Annotated in this window: 12 protein-coding genes and 2 pseudogenes; 10 read left to right on the forward strand and 4 right to left on the reverse strand. The window is 41.6% G+C overall.

Annotated features, from left to right (window positions below; genetic code table 11):
* Positions 1 to 49: 49 nt before the first annotated feature.
* Positions 50 to 175, forward strand: a pseudogene (locus ACQYAD_RS10885) (YuzL family protein); the annotation flags it as partial.
* Positions 176 to 226: 51 nt separating this feature from the next.
* Here ACQYAD_RS10885 and ACQYAD_RS10890 read toward each other — a convergent pair.
* Complete coding sequence (locus ACQYAD_RS10890) at positions 227 to 1,846, reverse strand: ABC-F family ATP-binding cassette domain-containing protein (protein ID WP_430238089.1); 1,620 nt, start codon at positions 1,844 to 1,846, stop codon at positions 227 to 229.
* Between the two features lie 299 nt (positions 1,847 to 2,145).
* Between ACQYAD_RS10890 and ACQYAD_RS10895 the strand changes: the two genes are divergently transcribed.
* The gene (locus ACQYAD_RS10895; protein ID WP_430238091.1) at positions 2,146 to 2,280 is read left to right on the forward strand and encodes a hypothetical protein; all 135 of its coding nucleotides are present in this window, start codon (positions 2,146 to 2,148) and stop codon (positions 2,278 to 2,280) included.
* A gap of 51 nt (positions 2,281 to 2,331) precedes the next feature.
* On the opposite strand, the gene ACQYAD_RS10900 is transcribed toward ACQYAD_RS10895, so the two are convergent.
* Positions 2,332 to 2,751 carry a hemerythrin domain-containing protein gene (locus ACQYAD_RS10900; protein WP_430238093.1) on the reverse strand — a complete coding sequence of 140 codons (420 nt, stop codon included), beginning with the start codon at positions 2,749 to 2,751 and terminating at the stop codon, positions 2,332 to 2,334.
* 151 nt (positions 2,752 to 2,902) lie between these two features.
* Between ACQYAD_RS10900 and ACQYAD_RS10905 the strand changes: the two genes are divergently transcribed.
* Genes ACQYAD_RS10905 through ACQYAD_RS10925 form a run of 5 tightly spaced genes read left to right on the forward strand, consistent with a single transcriptional unit; the run spans position 2,903 to position 9,619 of the window.
* Positions 2,903 to 6,592 (forward strand): nitrate reductase subunit alpha, encoded by a 3,690-nt coding sequence (locus tag ACQYAD_RS10905; protein ID WP_430238095.1) that lies wholly within the window; start codon positions 2,903 to 2,905, stop codon positions 6,590 to 6,592.
* Positions 6,582 to 8,108 carry a nitrate reductase subunit beta gene (narH, locus tag ACQYAD_RS10910; RefSeq protein WP_430238096.1) on the forward strand — a complete coding sequence of 509 codons (1,527 nt, stop codon included), beginning with the start codon at positions 6,582 to 6,584 and terminating at the stop codon, positions 8,106 to 8,108. The genes ACQYAD_RS10905 and narH overlap by 11 nt, the downstream gene beginning before the upstream one ends.
* Positions 8,101 to 8,631: a nitrate reductase molybdenum cofactor assembly chaperone gene (gene narJ, locus ACQYAD_RS10915; protein WP_430238098.1), complete on the forward strand. Its 531-nt coding sequence runs from the start codon at positions 8,101 to 8,103 to the stop codon at positions 8,629 to 8,631. The genes narH and narJ overlap by 8 nt, the downstream gene beginning before the upstream one ends.
* A 10-nt stretch (positions 8,632 to 8,641) precedes the next feature.
* Positions 8,642 to 9,364 (forward strand): respiratory nitrate reductase subunit gamma, encoded by a 723-nt coding sequence (gene narI, locus ACQYAD_RS10920; RefSeq protein ID WP_430238100.1) that lies wholly within the window; start codon positions 8,642 to 8,644, stop codon positions 9,362 to 9,364.
* A 57-nt stretch (positions 9,365 to 9,421) separates the two neighbouring features.
* The gene (locus ACQYAD_RS10925) at positions 9,422 to 9,619 is read left to right on the forward strand and encodes a cold-inducible protein YdjO-related protein (protein ID WP_430238102.1); all 198 of its coding nucleotides are present in this window, start codon (positions 9,422 to 9,424) and stop codon (positions 9,617 to 9,619) included.
* 70 nt (positions 9,620 to 9,689) lie between these two features.
* On the opposite strand, the gene ACQYAD_RS10930 is transcribed toward ACQYAD_RS10925, so the two are convergent.
* Positions 9,690 to 9,875, reverse strand: coding sequence for a hypothetical protein (locus ACQYAD_RS10930; protein WP_430238104.1), 186 nt, complete (start codon positions 9,873 to 9,875; stop codon positions 9,690 to 9,692).
* Positions 9,876 to 10,001: 126 nt separating this feature from the next.
* On the reverse strand, positions 10,002 to 10,136 hold the full coding sequence (yhfH, locus tag ACQYAD_RS10935) for a protein YhfH (protein WP_430238105.1): 135 nt from the start codon (positions 10,134 to 10,136) through the stop codon (positions 10,002 to 10,004).
* A 311-nt stretch (positions 10,137 to 10,447) separates the two neighbouring features.
* Here yhfH and ACQYAD_RS10940 point away from each other — a divergent pair, with 311 nt between their 5' ends.
* The 3 genes and pseudogenes from ACQYAD_RS10940 to fdhF all read left to right on the forward strand — a co-directional run bounded on the left by ACQYAD_RS10940 (position 10,448) and on the right by fdhF (position 15,206).
* Positions 10,448 to 12,991, forward strand: coding sequence for a PAS domain S-box protein (locus tag ACQYAD_RS10940; RefSeq protein ID WP_430238106.1), 2,544 nt, complete (start codon positions 10,448 to 10,450; stop codon positions 12,989 to 12,991).
* Positions 12,992 to 13,139: 148 nt separating this feature from the next.
* Positions 13,140 to 13,298: pseudogene (locus ACQYAD_RS10945) on the forward strand (hypothetical protein); the annotation flags it as partial.
* Positions 13,278 to 15,206, forward strand: a complete 1,929-nt coding sequence (gene fdhF, locus ACQYAD_RS10950; RefSeq protein ID WP_430238788.1) for a formate dehydrogenase subunit alpha — start codon at positions 13,278 to 13,280, stop codon at positions 15,204 to 15,206. The pseudogene ACQYAD_RS10945 and the gene fdhF, both read left to right, overlap by 21 nt.
* Positions 15,207 to 15,433 lie beyond the last annotated feature (227 nt).

Consider the following 15,433-nt stretch of genomic DNA (forward strand, 5'->3'; position numbering starts at 1 on the left):
TAGGAAAGACGGGAAATTCAAAAACTAAAATTGGAGGTGGGAAAATGGGCAAACGAAAAAAGATCCATCGACAATTGGGTTAAATTCTGCGCAAGTAGAAGGACAAGGGACAACGACAACAGAAACGGGCAGTCAGATGAAATCATCTACCCGCAAAAAACAAAAACAAATTTAAGGGAAGAAACAGGGGCACATTAGCTGTGCCCCTAAAATCATTTTAGTTGGTTTATCTGTACATTTCAGCGACTTGTTTTTGCAGCTCAGCATCCTCAAGATATTCATCGTAAGTCATTTGTTTATCAACCAGACCGGCAGGTGTTAGCTCAAAAATTCGATTTGCAATTGTTTGGATGAATTGATGATCATGTGATGCAAAAATCATGGATCCTTTAAAATTCACTAAGCCATTGTTTAAGGCCGTAATTGACTCCAAGTCAAGATGATTGGTGGGTTCGTCCAACAATAACACATTTGCACCGCTTAACATCATTTTCGAAAGCATGCAGCGAACCTTTTCACCTCCGGACAGAACACTCGCTTTTTTCATTACTTCTTCTCCTGAGAAAAGCATCCGTCCCAAGAAACCTCGCAGGAAACTTTCACTTTGGTCGTTCGGGGAAAACTGCCGGAGCCAGTCAACAAGATTGAGATCGCAGTTTTCAAAATACTCTGCGTTGTCTTTAGGAAAATAGGCTTGGGAAGTAGTAATTCCCCATTTAAATATCCCGCTGTCCGCTTCCAGTTCACCTGTTAAAATTTTAAATAAGGTTGTCTTCGCTAATTCATTTGAACCAACAAGAGCAATTTTATCGTCCTTATTCATTGTAAAGCTAATATTGTCGAGAACTTTTTCACCATCAATCGTTTTTGTTAATCCTTCAACACGAAGTAAATCATTGCCAATTTCCCGCTCTGGGGTAAATCCGACATATGGATAACGGCGGGAAGATGGTTTAATATCCTCAAGGGTAATTTTTTCAAGCAATTTTTTTCGCGATGTCGCTTGTTTTGATTTCGAAGCATTGGCGCTGAAGCGGGCAATAAAGTTTTGAAGTTCCTTTATTTTTTCTTCCTTCTTTTTATTAGCATCTTGTGCCATTTTAAGCGCCAATTGGCTTGATTCATACCAGAAATCGTAGTTGCCTACATAAAGCTGAATTTTTCCAAAGTCTAAATCCGCAATATGGGTGCAGACTTTGTTAAGAAAGTGACGGTCGTGGGAAACAACAATCACCGTATTTTCAAAATTGATCAGGAATTCCTCAAGCCACTGAATCGCCTTAATATCCAGATGGTTTGTAGGCTCATCGAGCAAAAGAACATCAGGTCTACCAAACAATGCTTGAGCAAGTAGAACTTTCACTTTATCCGATCCGGATAATTCTGCCATTTTCTTATCATGCAATTCTTCCCCGATCCCTAGTCCTTTCAGAAGAATTGCAGCCTCTGACTCTGCTTCCCATCCATTTAACTCGGCAAATTCCCCTTCTAGCTCTGCTGCTTTCATTCCATCTTCATCGGTGAAATTTTCCTTCATATATATAGCATCTTTTTCTTGCATAACTTGATAAAGTCTTGCGTGCCCCATAATGACCGTTTTCAAGACTTCAACTTCTTCGTATTCAAAATGGTTTTGTTTTAAAACGGCAAGCCGTTCGTTTGGCCCTAATTGGACACTGCCAGTTTGCGGTTCAATTTCTCCTGATAAAATTTTTAAAAAAGTCGATTTCCCTGCTCCATTGGCACCAATTAAACCGTAGCAATTACCAGGTGTGAATTTGATATTGACATCTTCAAAAAGCTTTCGTTCCCCATATCGTAAACCTACATTGCTAACCGTGATCATTTATTATCCTCCATAAACAAAATATGTACAAAATTATATCATTTGCAATGGAAAAGGGCGAATGATTTCTTCAAATTCCGTTGATTCCCATTCGGTTTTTTACAATGGGGACAAAAAAGATCGAGCTGTTTGTGTTTATTTGTCAAAACAACGGGTATTGATCTATATGTTCCACATCCCCTCTATAGGCTTTTGTTCCTAATTAGGGATGTTCATAAAAATATTTTTTGGAATTAACAATTTATTCATAAATTTAATGTAAAATGGGTTTAGTCAAGCAAATAAAGAAGGTGAAATGAATGGCTAAAAAACAAATTGCCGAACTCGTAAGCAAGTTGAAAAAAGCCGGAATTAAAGCGAGTTTAACAAAACCAAAGTCAAATTACCTTTTATCTTTGCAACAAATCAAAAAATGCCCGCCAACCGTGAATTAAACCCAAAACAAAAAGCGATGATCCAAATGGATGAACCGCTTTTTTTATTTCCTATGCATCGATAAAAAGGCTTTTTTCTTCTTCCTCATTGTGAAGGAGGAAGAGAACGAGAAGGGCATCGAAACCTCGTATTGCGTTTTCCGTGACTCCTTCACTGGCAATCGATTGTTTGATTTGTTCAATGATCATTTTCATCAACTGATGATCTCTTTTTAATTTAATGATCATTTCCTCAAGCTCCGGCTCTGCCGCTAATTTTTCCACGAAAAAACCTTCTTCTTCTGCCACTGCATGGGCAAGGGTTCTCGTTTCCCAATGTTCAATTAGCGCCTCTGTTAGCTCATTGAGATGTTCAAATTGATTCTCGCTGATGACTTTTTTCAATAGGTTGGTTAAATCTCTTGCCTCTGTATAAATTCCATCATGTATGGAATGGTGTGCTTTCTTTTTTCGTAAAGATGGTCCGCTCATTCGGACTTCCTCCTTAACCATTTACTCTCTCAAGTCATTTCCATTATTAAGCCATTTTAACCAACCGTTGTATTTAGCATGATCTTTTTGTATAGATTACTAAATTATGGAGAGATTACTAATTAGCAAAAAATACAAGGCTGGTGAGGAAATGAATCGGAAGAAAACACCGTTAATGAAAAAAATAAACTTTTTTGGAAAATCCAAAGGTTTGGCTGACCATGCCGAATTGTCGCCAATGGACCGTGATACGGAAAAAATTTATCGCAGAAAGTGGCAGCACGATAAAACGGTCCGTACCACTCATGGAGTAAATTGCACGGGTTCGTGCAGCTGGAAAGTCCATGTGAAAGATGGAATTATTGCATGGGAAACACAGCAGACTGATTATCCCTCAACAGGGCCGAATATGCCTGAATACGAACCGAGAGGCTGTCCGCGCGGTGCCAGTTTTTCTTGGTACACCTACAGCCCGCTTAGGGTACGCTATCCGTATATTCGCAGTGCCCTGCTAAAACTATGGCGGAAAGAGATGGAGGAAACAAAGGATCCAGTTAAAACATGGCAGGAAATTGTCTCCAATCCGGAAAAAGTTAAACAATACAAGCAAGCGAGAGGAAAGGGAGGGATGGTTCGGGCAAACTGGGATGAGTTGAACACGATCATCTCTGCAGCACTAATTTACTCCATCAAGGAATTTGGGCCTGATCGTATTTTTGGTTTTTCGCCGATTCCGGCAATGTCGATGGTCAGCTATGCGAGCGGGGGCAGATTTTTGTCGCTGATTGGAGGATCACTTTTAAGCTTTTATGATTGGTATGCAGACTTGCCGCCAGCATCACCGCAAGTTTGGGGCGAACAGACCGATGTTCCGGAAAGTTCGGACTGGTTTAATTCATCTTATTTACTGATTTGGGGTTCCAATTTGCCGCAAACGAGGACGCCTGATGCTCATTTTATGGTCGAAGCCAGGTACCGGGGGACAAAAGTTGTTGCAGTAAGCCCCGATTATGCGGAATTTGTAAAATTTGCTGACAACTGGCTTCCGGTTCAAGCCGGGATGGACGGCGCGCTTGCAATGGCGATGACTCATGTTATTTTGAAAGAGTTTTATGTTGACAACGAAACAGAGTATTTTACCGATTATGCGAAGAAATTTACCGATCTTCCGTTTCTTGTAAAATTAAAGCCTCATGGCAAGAGTTTCCTATCCAGCACATTTTTACGGGCAAGTGAACTAAATCCATCCATTTCAAATGGTGAGTGGAAGACCGTGCTCTGGGATCAAAAAACAAACAAACCGGCAGTTCCGAACGGGTCGATTGGCCATCGTTGGGAAAATGATGGCAACTGGAATCTTCATTTAGTCGATTCGGCACAAAATTTCGAGGAAATCGAGCCGCTGCTGACTTTTTTGGGAAGTGAAGATCGTAAAGTGATGGTTGAATTCTCCCATTTCGAGGTTGAGAAGCGGGAAATTCTTAAAAGGGAAGTGCCTGTAAAGGAGATTCAGTTAGGAGAAGAAACAGTTTACGTAACGACTGTTTTTGATTTAATGCTTTCAAAATATGGAGTTTCCCGCGGTCTTACGGGAGATTTTCCTCAAGATTATAATGATCTAAAGCCATATACCCCTGCATGGCAGGAGGGGCTTACAGGGGTAGACCGAAATCTTTGCGCACAAATTGCCCGCGAGTTCGCGCAAAACGCGATCGACTCAAAAGGGCGCTCAATGATTGTAATGGGTTCCGGAATAAACCAATGGTACCATGCCGATACAACCTATCGCACTGTCTTAAACCTGATTTTGTTAACCGGGTCACAAGGAGTAAACGGCGGGGGCTGGGCTCATTATGTCGGCCAAGAAAAGGTACGTCCGCTTGAAGGTTTCCAAACGCTAGCGATGGCAAGAGACTGGGGAGGACCGCCTAGATTGCATGCGGCAACGCCGTTCTTTTATTTCACAACAGGGCAGTGGAAATACGATGACCAATCGGTTGAAGATCAAATCTCACCGCTTGTAGAAAAAGCACACTATAAACATGCAGGAGATTATTATTACTTAGCTGCCCGGCTAGGCTGGACACCGGCATACCCGCAATTTAACAAAAATCCGATCAAGTTGCTTGAGAATGCAGGGACAAGCGATAAAGACAAAGCCATTCAATCGCTTGTTGACGACATCAAACAAGGGAAAACAAAGTTTGCGATTGAAAACCCGGATGACTCAAGTTCCTTTCCAAAGGTCATGTTTGTATGGAGAGGGAATTTAATTGGCAGTTCATCGAAAGGGCATGAATATTTTCTCAAGCATTTACTTGGAACTCACCATGGAAATTTAAGCGAACCAACCGAGACGTTTCAAACAGAAGAAGTTGATTGGGGCGGAAAGGAAGCAGAAGGCAAACTTGATTTATTAGTTGGAATTGATTTTCGAATGGTGAGCACGGGACTCTATTCGGACATTTTATTGCCTGCCGCAACTTGGTATGAAAAATATGATATTTCAAGCACGGATATGCATCCATTCATCCATCCGTTTAATCCTGCGATTGCACCGCCATGGGAATCAAGATCTGATTGGGATACGTTCAGAAGCTTGGCAAAGACTTTTTCAAAAATGGCCGAGCAATATTTTAGCGGTCCTGTTCAAGATGTTGTTGCAAGCCCTCTTTTGCATGACTCAAGGGATGAGATTTCTGAAGCATGTGCCTTCGGAAAAATCCCGGATTGGTTAGACGGAAAACAGGATCCTGTACCAGGTCAAAACTTCCCGCGTCTTCATATCGTTGAGCGTGATTATACAAAAGTATACGATAAATATATTTCATTAGGTCCGTCTGTGAAAAAGCAAATCGGCGCCAAAGGGATTGGATGGGATGCAAAAGAGGAATATGAAAAACTGAAAAAGATTCTTGGACCGGCGACATTGACAAAGGAGTATAAAGATTTTCCTAGCATTTATACCGATCGAGATGCAGCCGAAGCGATTTTATCATTGTCAAGTTCGACAAATGGCTCCCTTGCAATGAAAGGCTGGGAGGCACTTGAGCGCCGAACCGGACAAAAGCTGAAAGACCTCGCGGAAGAACGGGCTGAAGAGCATTTCTCTTTTAACGAAATAACCGCCCAGCCCCGACAGGTCATTTCGACTCCTGTTTTTAGCGGAACCGAAACAGGAAACCGCCGCTATTCACCGTTTACAACGAATGTTGAACGGCTTATTCCATGGCGAACATTAACCGGACGGCAGCACTTTTATCTCGATCATGAAATCATGATGGAGTTTGGCGAGGAATTTCCAGTGTTCAAAGCACCGCTCCGCAAAGTGTCTTTTCAATCCCACGACCGCAGGCCTGAAGGATTAGGAAAAGAGATTGACCTGCGCTATTTAACGCCGCATTTCAAGTGGTCCTACCATAGTACGTATTTTGACAATTTGCTGATGCTGACCTTGTTCCGCGGGGGACCCACTGTCTGGATGAATCTGGAGGATGCTAAAGAAGTTGGGATTGAAGATAATGATTGGCTGCAATTGTATAACCGCAACGGTGCAGTGGTAGCAAGAGCAGTCGTCACGCACCGGCTGCCAAGAGGGGTTGCCTATATGTATCATGTTCAAGAGCGTCACATAAACGTCCCTGGTTCCACGATCACGAAAGAAAGGGGCGGGACGTTTAACAGCCCGACGCGGATTCAAATGAAGCCAACCCACATGATCGGGGGCTATGCGCAATTAAGTTTCGGCTTTAATTACTACGGTCCATGCGGAAGTCAGAGGGACGAAAGGGTTGTGATTAGCAAATTGGATCGAAACGAGGTGGACTGGCTTGAGGATTAAAGCACAATTTGGTATGGTGATGAATCTGGATAAATGCATTGGCTGCCACACATGCAGTGTTACCTGCAATAATACATGGACGAACCGTCCCGGAGCGGAGTACATGTGGTGGAATAATGTTGAAACGAAACCAGGGGTCGGATATCCAATTGAATGGGAAAACCAAGAAAAACAGCGGGGCGGATGGCAGCTTCGCAATGGAAAATTGGAATTAAAAGCCGGTGGACGCGTTTCGAAGTTGCTCAATATTTTTTACAATCCTGATTTAGTAAAAATTGACGATTATTATGAACCATGGACATATGATTATGAAAACTTGATCAACAGTCCGGAAAGAAATCACCAGCCAGTTGCCCGGCCAAAGTCTCAGCTAACAGGAGATTATATGGAGATTAAATGGGGGCCGAACTGGGAGGACGACCTTGCAGGGGTCTATAAGACAGGGAAAAACGATCCGAACTTAAAGGGTATCGAGGAAAAAGTAAAATTTGATTTTGAACAGACGTTTATGATGTACTTACCGCGAATTTGTGAACATTGTCTGAACCCTACCTGTGTGTCTTCTTGTCCATCCGGTGCGATTTATAAGCGGGAAGAGGACGGGATTGTCTTAGTTGACCAGGATGCTTGCCGCAGCTGGCGATTTTGTGTAACAGGCTGTCCATACAAAAAAGTGTACTTTAATTGGAAAACGCATAAGGCAGAAAAGTGCACGTTCTGTTTCCCGAGGATAGAGGCCGGGATGCCAACGGTTTGTTCGGAAACGTGTGTCGGCAGACTGAGATACATCGGTGTAGTGTTTTATGATTTGGATAAAGTTGAAGCTGCTGCTGCAATGACAGATGAAAAAGATCTCTATGAGGCACAGCTAGGGATTTTCTTAAACCCGCATGATCCCGAGGTAATAAAAGAGGCACGCAAAGCCGGGTACCGTGAGGATTGGATTGAAGCAGCGCAAAGATCACCGATTTATAAATTGGCTGTTGAACAGCGAATTGCCTTGCCCCTTCATCCAGAATTCCGGACATTGCCAATGGTATGGTATATTCCGCCACTCAGTCCGATTATGAGTGCATTTAATGGCGGTTTGGACGGCATTAACCCACATGTGATTTTCCCGGCGATTGATGAGCTCCGAATTCCAATCGAATATTTAGCCAATTTACTTAGTGCTGGTGATTCGGGAGTGATTCGCAAAGTGTTAAAGAAAATGGTCGCCATGCGTAGTTACATGCGCTCAATTAATCTTGGAAATCAGCCGGACACAACCATTTTGACTGCTGTTGGAATGACGGAAGAAACAATGCATGAAATGTATGAATTAGCGGCGATTGCTAAATATGATGACCGTTATGTAATCCCATCCTCTCACAGGGAAGATGCAGCCAATATGTACCTCGCCCAAGGTACTGCTGGATTTGATTTTATGGAAGCGTGTTCAGGTTGTTCGGTTAATCCGCATATTCCAGAGGATTATAAATTTGGTGATGATTACTGGGGTGAAATCAATGGATGAGCATCAAAGAATTTTTAAACTTGCATCGATCCTGCTGCAGCATCCCGATGAAGAATGGTTTGAATCTGGTGAACTAACCGAAGAAATTGCGAAAGTGAACGATAAGCTTACGAGTCTGTTGTTTAAACAATTTCTTCAAGAAGTAAAAGCAATAACGTTTATAGAACTCTGTGAAAAGTATGTTCGCACATTTGATTTCAATGAAAAAACAACTCTTTATTTGACGTATCCTCTTTTCGCAGAAACTCCGGACAGGGGAAAAGGGCTTGTAAAGTTAAAGGAAGAATATTTAAAAGCCGGCTTTCCGTTAGAAAGTGATGAGCTTCCTGACTATTTGCCATTGCTTTTAGAGTTTTGTTCCTTTGCCCCATTAAATGCAGTCAAAAAAATGATTCTAATTCACCGAAAATCAATGGATCTTTTAGTAAAAGAACTTGCTCTTGTTAATAGTCCGTACCAGTTAATTGTTCAAGCGTGCATTCAAACAGCGGAAAATCTTTTAAGCAAACAGAAAGCTTCATAGGGGGAATTCGATGACGTTTTTAGAAATCTTTTTATGGGTCGTTTTTCCATATATAATGCTGACAATGTTTATTGTTGGGCATATTTATCGATACAATGTTGATCAATTCGGCTGGTCCGCAAAATCAAGTGAGATTCTTGAAAAAAAGCAATTGAAATGGGGAAGCATATTGTTTCACTATGGGATCATTTTTGTTTTTTTCGGACATGTTGCAGGCATTTTAATTCCGAAAGCTTTTTATGATACTGTCGGAATTACGACCGAAATGTACCATTTTGGAGCTGTCTGGATTGGGGGGATAGCCGGGCTGGCTACCATTATCGGTATCCTGCTGCTAATGGTTCGCCGATTTACTGTGAAGCGCATCTTTATTCACAGCACCTATCGCGACATTCTCGTTCTGATACTGCTCACTCTCACAACTGTTACGGGTTTTGTCAATACGGTTTGGTATACGGGGCGCGGTGTTGCCTTTGAATACCGTGAAACGATTAGTCCGTGGTTTCGGGGTATTCTTGGCTTTCGCCCAATGCCCGAATTAATGGACGGTGCGCCGTTAGGATTTCAGATTCATATTGTGTCTGCCTTTTTGCTGTTCGGAATTTGGCCTTTTACAAGGCTTGTTCACGTGTGGAGTTTGCCGTTGGAGTATTTGAACCGCCGCTTTGTTGTCTACCGGGCAGTTTTAGCAAGAAAATCATTACATTTTTCTTCTAATCGTCTGAAAAAATAATTGGCTAAACATTCGCTTGAATGGTAAGGTTAATCCATTTTCGCTAAAAAAAGAAAGGTGGAGATCCCTATTTTTTATGGTAAAAGAGCAAATGATGACAAAATTGAAACCATTATGATGGATACGGAAGTATATTCTTGCAGTTCTGACAATTGCAATGGATGGATGCGCAAAGATTTTGCCACTGCCGACTTGCATTGCCCAATTTGCGGTCATGAAACCGTAAAAGAAATCCGCGCCCTGCCGAAAATATAAAAAGAATCAAACCCAGCTAAACTGAAACGGAATAGGAACAAAAAGACTGCGAAATTTGCAGTCTTTTTGTTTAAAGGTTTTTGTTTTGCTGGCGTATTTCATCTCCGGCAATAAGAGCATTTGCTTCTTCCAAATATTTATGTTCTTCAACTGAATCACCAGGCAGATGCTTTTGATTGGGATACGCTCCGCCAGTTTGAATGGTGATTTCTGTTTGCTTTGGAGCATTTGTCAGATAATTGTCTTTTTTGCCCATTGGCACACCTCCCGTTTTTATCGTTTGTTACAAGTTGAAACTTTATCCCTGCTTAACACAAAAGCCCCTTCCGTTGCCGGGAGGGGCTTTTCAGGGCTGACCAAGGTGCTTCCGCTTTTTGTTCTTCTATTCTTCTTTTTTTGCTAGACAGCGGTCGCATTCCATCATATAAGACTCAGCCTGTTCCTGCATTTGTTCGCCACATTCTGGACATACTTTCTTTGGCATATTACGGAAAAATTCAACTGGACTCATTAACATTTAAAACGCCTCCTTATTTAATACAGTTTATTTTAATTGGTTCTGTTATAATACAGTATAATCGAAGAAAGTAAATTTGTATAGACTTTTTTGAAAAATAAAGTGAAATTTCAATCAGTGGGGTCTTACTGCCCGTTAATGCGGGATAAATTTTTTATTTTTAGACATTGGTGAGGGAGTTAAAATCAACAGGACTAAATTCATTGATCGAAACTTAAATCATGATTGCCAACAATTAATGCTTTTCAATAAGAAGACTTTCCATTACAATCATAGTAGAAATATATAGAAATACTGGGAGGGACGTTCTAATGAGTGAACTGGTCAGCTCCTTTCAGCCTATTTTCATTTTGATTGCTATAGGATTAACCATTATGGCTTCCTATACAGCATTGGACATGTTTATCCTGGTAAAAACCGCAGAGCGCCGCAAACAACTTTTGTTTATTGGCGGAAGCTTTTCAATGGGAATTGGCATGTGGGTCATGAATTTTATAGGGCTGATCTCTGTTGACATAAGCCGGTTTGCCCAATACCAAATACCAATGACAATCCTTTCAATCGTAATTGGGGTTGTTTTTTCGGCCATGGCATTTTTAGGTATGATCGGTAAATCAGTTCGTTTGTATCAAATGCTTCTCGGCAGTTTGATCCTTACGATTGCAGTCATTTCAATAAATATCGTAAGTATCAATGCAATGAATTTGACTGTTCATTTACACTATGGCCTGCTTGCATTCTCAGGATTGCTTATGACGGCATCTTTCTTCTTTTCCTTGTGGCTGCTCTTTTACTCGAAAAACTTCACATACAGCCAGCATATTTGGCTCAAACCGCTAAGTGCATTGATCATTACAGGCGCAATTGTTGAGGGTCATTTTTTGTTAAAAAGGGCCGCAATCCTATCAACTGCAAGTGATAGCATCAGTGCTTCCGATTCAATGGATATTTTTGTGATTTATCTTGTTTTGTTTGTCTCTGTTGTGATTTCAGCAGGGCTGATTGGCTCAAGTGCGTTGATCAGCAAAAAACTAGCCATATCTGACACGAATTTAAAAGATATTAAGTCGGCATTGGACGAATCAGCGATTGTTGCGATCACTGACCCAAAAGGTAACATCGTTTATGTAAATGACAAATTTGAGAAAATTTCCAAATACAAACGGGAAGAAATCATTGGAGAAAATCATCGAATATTAAATTCAGGCTATCATCCGCCGGAGTTTTTTCAAAATATGTGGAAAACCATCTATTCCGGACAAGTTTGGACAGGCGAAATTCGAAACAAAGCAAAGGATGGCAGCTTTTATTGGGTAGACACAACGATTGTTCCGTTTCTAAATAAAGCAGGAAAACCGACGCAATTTATTGCGATTCGATCGGATATTTCGAAACGAAAAAAAGCGGAACAGGATCTTCTTGCCTCAATCAAGGAAAATCAGGATATTAAGTTTGCACTCGATCAATCATCGATCGTTGCCATTACTGATCAAAGAGGGATCATCACGAGTGTGAACGAAAAGTTTTGCGAAATCTCAAAGTACAGCCGCGAAGAATTACTAGGTAGGGATCACCGAATCGTAAACTCGGGCGTCCATTCGAAGGAGTTCTTCAAGGATTTGTGGAGAACGATTGGGGAAGGGAAGGTTTGGAAGGGAGAAATTTGCAATCGGACAAAAGATGATGCGCACTATTGGGTTCACACAACGATTGTTCCGTTTCTAAACGCGAAAGGAAAACCTTACCAATATGTTGCCATCCGTACAGATATTACCCAGCGGAAACGTGCCGAAGAAGAATTGAAACAAACATTGAAAGAAAATGCAGATATACGGTTTGCCCTTGACCAGTCAACGATTGTTGCTTTTACAGATGCAAAAGGCATTATTACGGGTGTAAATGAAAAATTCTGTGAGATTTCTAAATACAGCCGCGAGGAAATTATCGGAAAAACGCATCGAGTATTGAATTCCGGCCATCATTCCAAGGAATTTTTCCGCCAGCTTTGGAAAACGATTGAGGAAGGAAAAGTATGGAAAGGGGAAATTCAAAACAAAGCCAAGGATGGCACCCTTTATTGGGTAGATACCACGATTGTTCCTTTCCTGGATGAACATGGGGTTCCGTATCAATATTTGGCGATTCGAAACGATATTACGGAGCGCAAAAAAACAGAGGAAATCTTGCATCGTCAAGATAAACTAGCGGCAGTTGGCCAATTGGCAGCAGGCGTTGCCCATGAAATTCGCAATCCGCTTACCTCAATGAAAGGATATACCGAGTTCCTGCAATTGGACGAAAAAGACCCGGAAAGACAAGAGTTTTTAAACATCATTTTAGATGAAATTGAACGAGTAAATGGAATCGTTGAAGACTTTATGGTGCTTGCGAAGCCAAAAGCGGTCGAGCTAGAAGAGAAGAATGTCGTTCCGGTAATGATGAATGTTCTTTCCTTGCTGGAATTTGAAGCAAGGAAAAAAAATGTTCACCTGCATTTTGACTGTGAGCAAGAAATTATTCAAATTGAGTGCGATGAGAATCGCTTAAAGCAAGTGTTTCTTAATTTTATTAAAAATGGTATTGAAGCCATGCCAAATGGCGGCGACCTTACTGTGTCAATTGAAATTCGGGAGAACAATGTGCATATTTCCATTCAAGACACAGGAGTCGGGATTCCCGCTGAAAAACTGGAAAAACTGGGTGAACCTTTTTTTACTACAAAGAAAAATGGCAACGGCCTCGGATTGATGGTCAGCTTTAAGATCATTGAGAGCCATAATGGCAAAGTATATGTTGAAAGTGAGCCGAATAAGGGAACCACGTTTAATATTCTCTTACCAGCCAAAACGGCTTAAAGCAAAACCTGAATTTTACACAGTGTAAAATTCAGGTTTTTATTTTTCAAAAAATAGACACACTTTTTTGTAAATAGTCGTCAATCATTTATGTCGGATCGTTTAATATATTTATATAGGCAATATGTTTTTAAAGGGAGGGGAAAAAATGGCTGAGACAAGTTATGTAAAGACAGTCTGCGGTTATTGCGGAACGGGCTGCGGACTGATTTTGGAAGTAAAAGACAATCGTATTGTCAAAATTCGCGGGGATAAAGAAGCTCCAGTCAACAAAGGCCAGACATGTGTGAAGGGGGCGTTTGCCTATGAATATGTCCATGCCGAAAAAAGGTTAACAACACCAATGATCCGCAAAGCAGGAAAATTGGTTGAATCAACATGGGATGAGGCTTATACGTTTATGGCAGAAAAATTGGCTGCAATCAGGAATACCTTTGGTCCAAACGCGATTTCCATGTTTGCCTGTGCCCGGACGACAAATGAATCAAACTATATCACCCAGAAATTTATGCGTACAGCAATTGGCAGCAACAATATTGACGGCTGCAACCGAACGTGACACGCTCCAAGTGTTGCCGGTCTGGCAACTGTTTTTGGAAGCGGTTTCCCAACGAATACGCTTGATGATTTTGACAAAGCAGAAGTATTGCTGCTAATGGGCTCTAATACATCAGAAGCCCATCCAATTATCGCCAACAGAATTAAGAAAGCAGCTAAGTCGGGTTTGAAAGTAATTGTGATTGATCCGAGAAAAATTGAGATGGCAAAAATTGCTCACCGTCATTTGCAAATTAATATAGGAACAGATATTGCTCTGATCAATGCAATGATTCGCGTCATTTTAAAAGAAGGCTTGTACAGACATGAGTTTATCAGTCAGTTTACGCATGATTTTGACGCACTTGAAAAGCAAGTCGATCCATTTACGCCGGAAGTTGCTGCCGGAATTACTGGGATAGCAGCTGAGGATATTATTGAAACAGCCCGTGAGTATGCAAATGCAAGTGCTGCAATGATTGCCTATACCCTTGGTATCACGGAACACCATTGCGGTGTTAACAATGTTTTTGATATAGCAAACTTGGCTTTATTAACAGGAAATATCGGTAAAGAAGGTTCAGGAATCATGCCTTTGCGCGGTCAAAACAATGTGCAAGGTGCAGGGGATATGGGCTGTCTGCCGAATCAGCTGCCAGGAGCAATGAGCCTAGTAAAGGCTGAATACCGCAGCCGTTTTGAAAAGGCATGGAATGTTAGCCTAAACCCGGAAAGTGGAGACACTCAGACGCGAACTTTCGACCGTATTGAGGAAGAAAAAGTAAAAGCACTTTATGTCATTGGCGAAAACCCCCTGCTTGCGGATGTTCACATGAATCATACAAGAAAACTGCTAGAAAAGCTTGATCTATTGATTGTTCAGGATATTTTTCTGACGGAAATGGCTGAAATGGCTGACGTCGTACTCCCCGCAAGATCATGGGGTGAAGTAGACGGCACGTATACGAACACAGACAGAAGAATTCAGCGCGTCCGTACGGCAGTAAAGGCTCACCCGAATACGAAAGAAGATTGGGAGATTCTGTGTGAACTGTCGACAAAGATGGGGTATAAAATGAGCTATCAAAGCAGTGAGGAAATTTGGGATGAAGTCCGAACCATCGCCTGGGAGATGTATGGCGGGATGTCATATCAGCGACTTGAGAAAGAGTATAGCTTGCACTACCCTTGTCCTAATGAAAGCCATCAAGGTACTTTTATCTTGCATGACCGTTTTCATCAGCCTGCCGAAAAGAAGGGAATGTCCAAGTCTCCGTTCATTCCTGTTGATTATACGCCTCCGCTGGAACGGCCAGATGCCGAGTACCCGTTTATGTTAACGACAGGAAGGCGATATGAATCCTATAATACTCATACTCAAACAAGATACTATGCGCCTGGCGTAAAAATTAAACAAACGGAAGAAACGATCGATCTTCATCCGGAGGATGCCCTAATGCTCGGCATAGCTGACGGCGAACGGGTGCAGGTTCGTTCACGGAGAGGTGAATTGACAGTAAAAGCAAAAATTACGGAACAGGTTGTGCCAGGACTAGTTTTTATGAGCTTTCATTGGAGTGAGGTTCCAACGAATGTTTTGACATTAAATGAATTTGATCCTATTTCGGGAACAGCCGAATTCAAAGCGTGCGCCGTCGCCATTTCGAAACTGAACTAGTGTGAAAAGAGCCGCCAAATCACCAAGATGATTTGGCGGCTCGCTTTATTTTTACCCGATACATCGTGTTCATTTAGGTCGAAAGCGAGTATATAATAGTCAAATACTTCTGTCTATTAGTCATCTTCTCGTAATATGAATGCATTATCTGTAAAGGATTATTAATCTCCCTGTTCTTTCGATTGAGAGAATTCATGTTATGATTGTTTCTGTTAGCTGCTAAGAGA

This window comes from Neobacillus sp. SM06 (assembly GCF_050496765.1).
In the GTDB taxonomy this organism is placed as follows: Bacteria; Bacillota; Bacilli; order Bacillales; family Cytobacillaceae; genus JAEVLT01.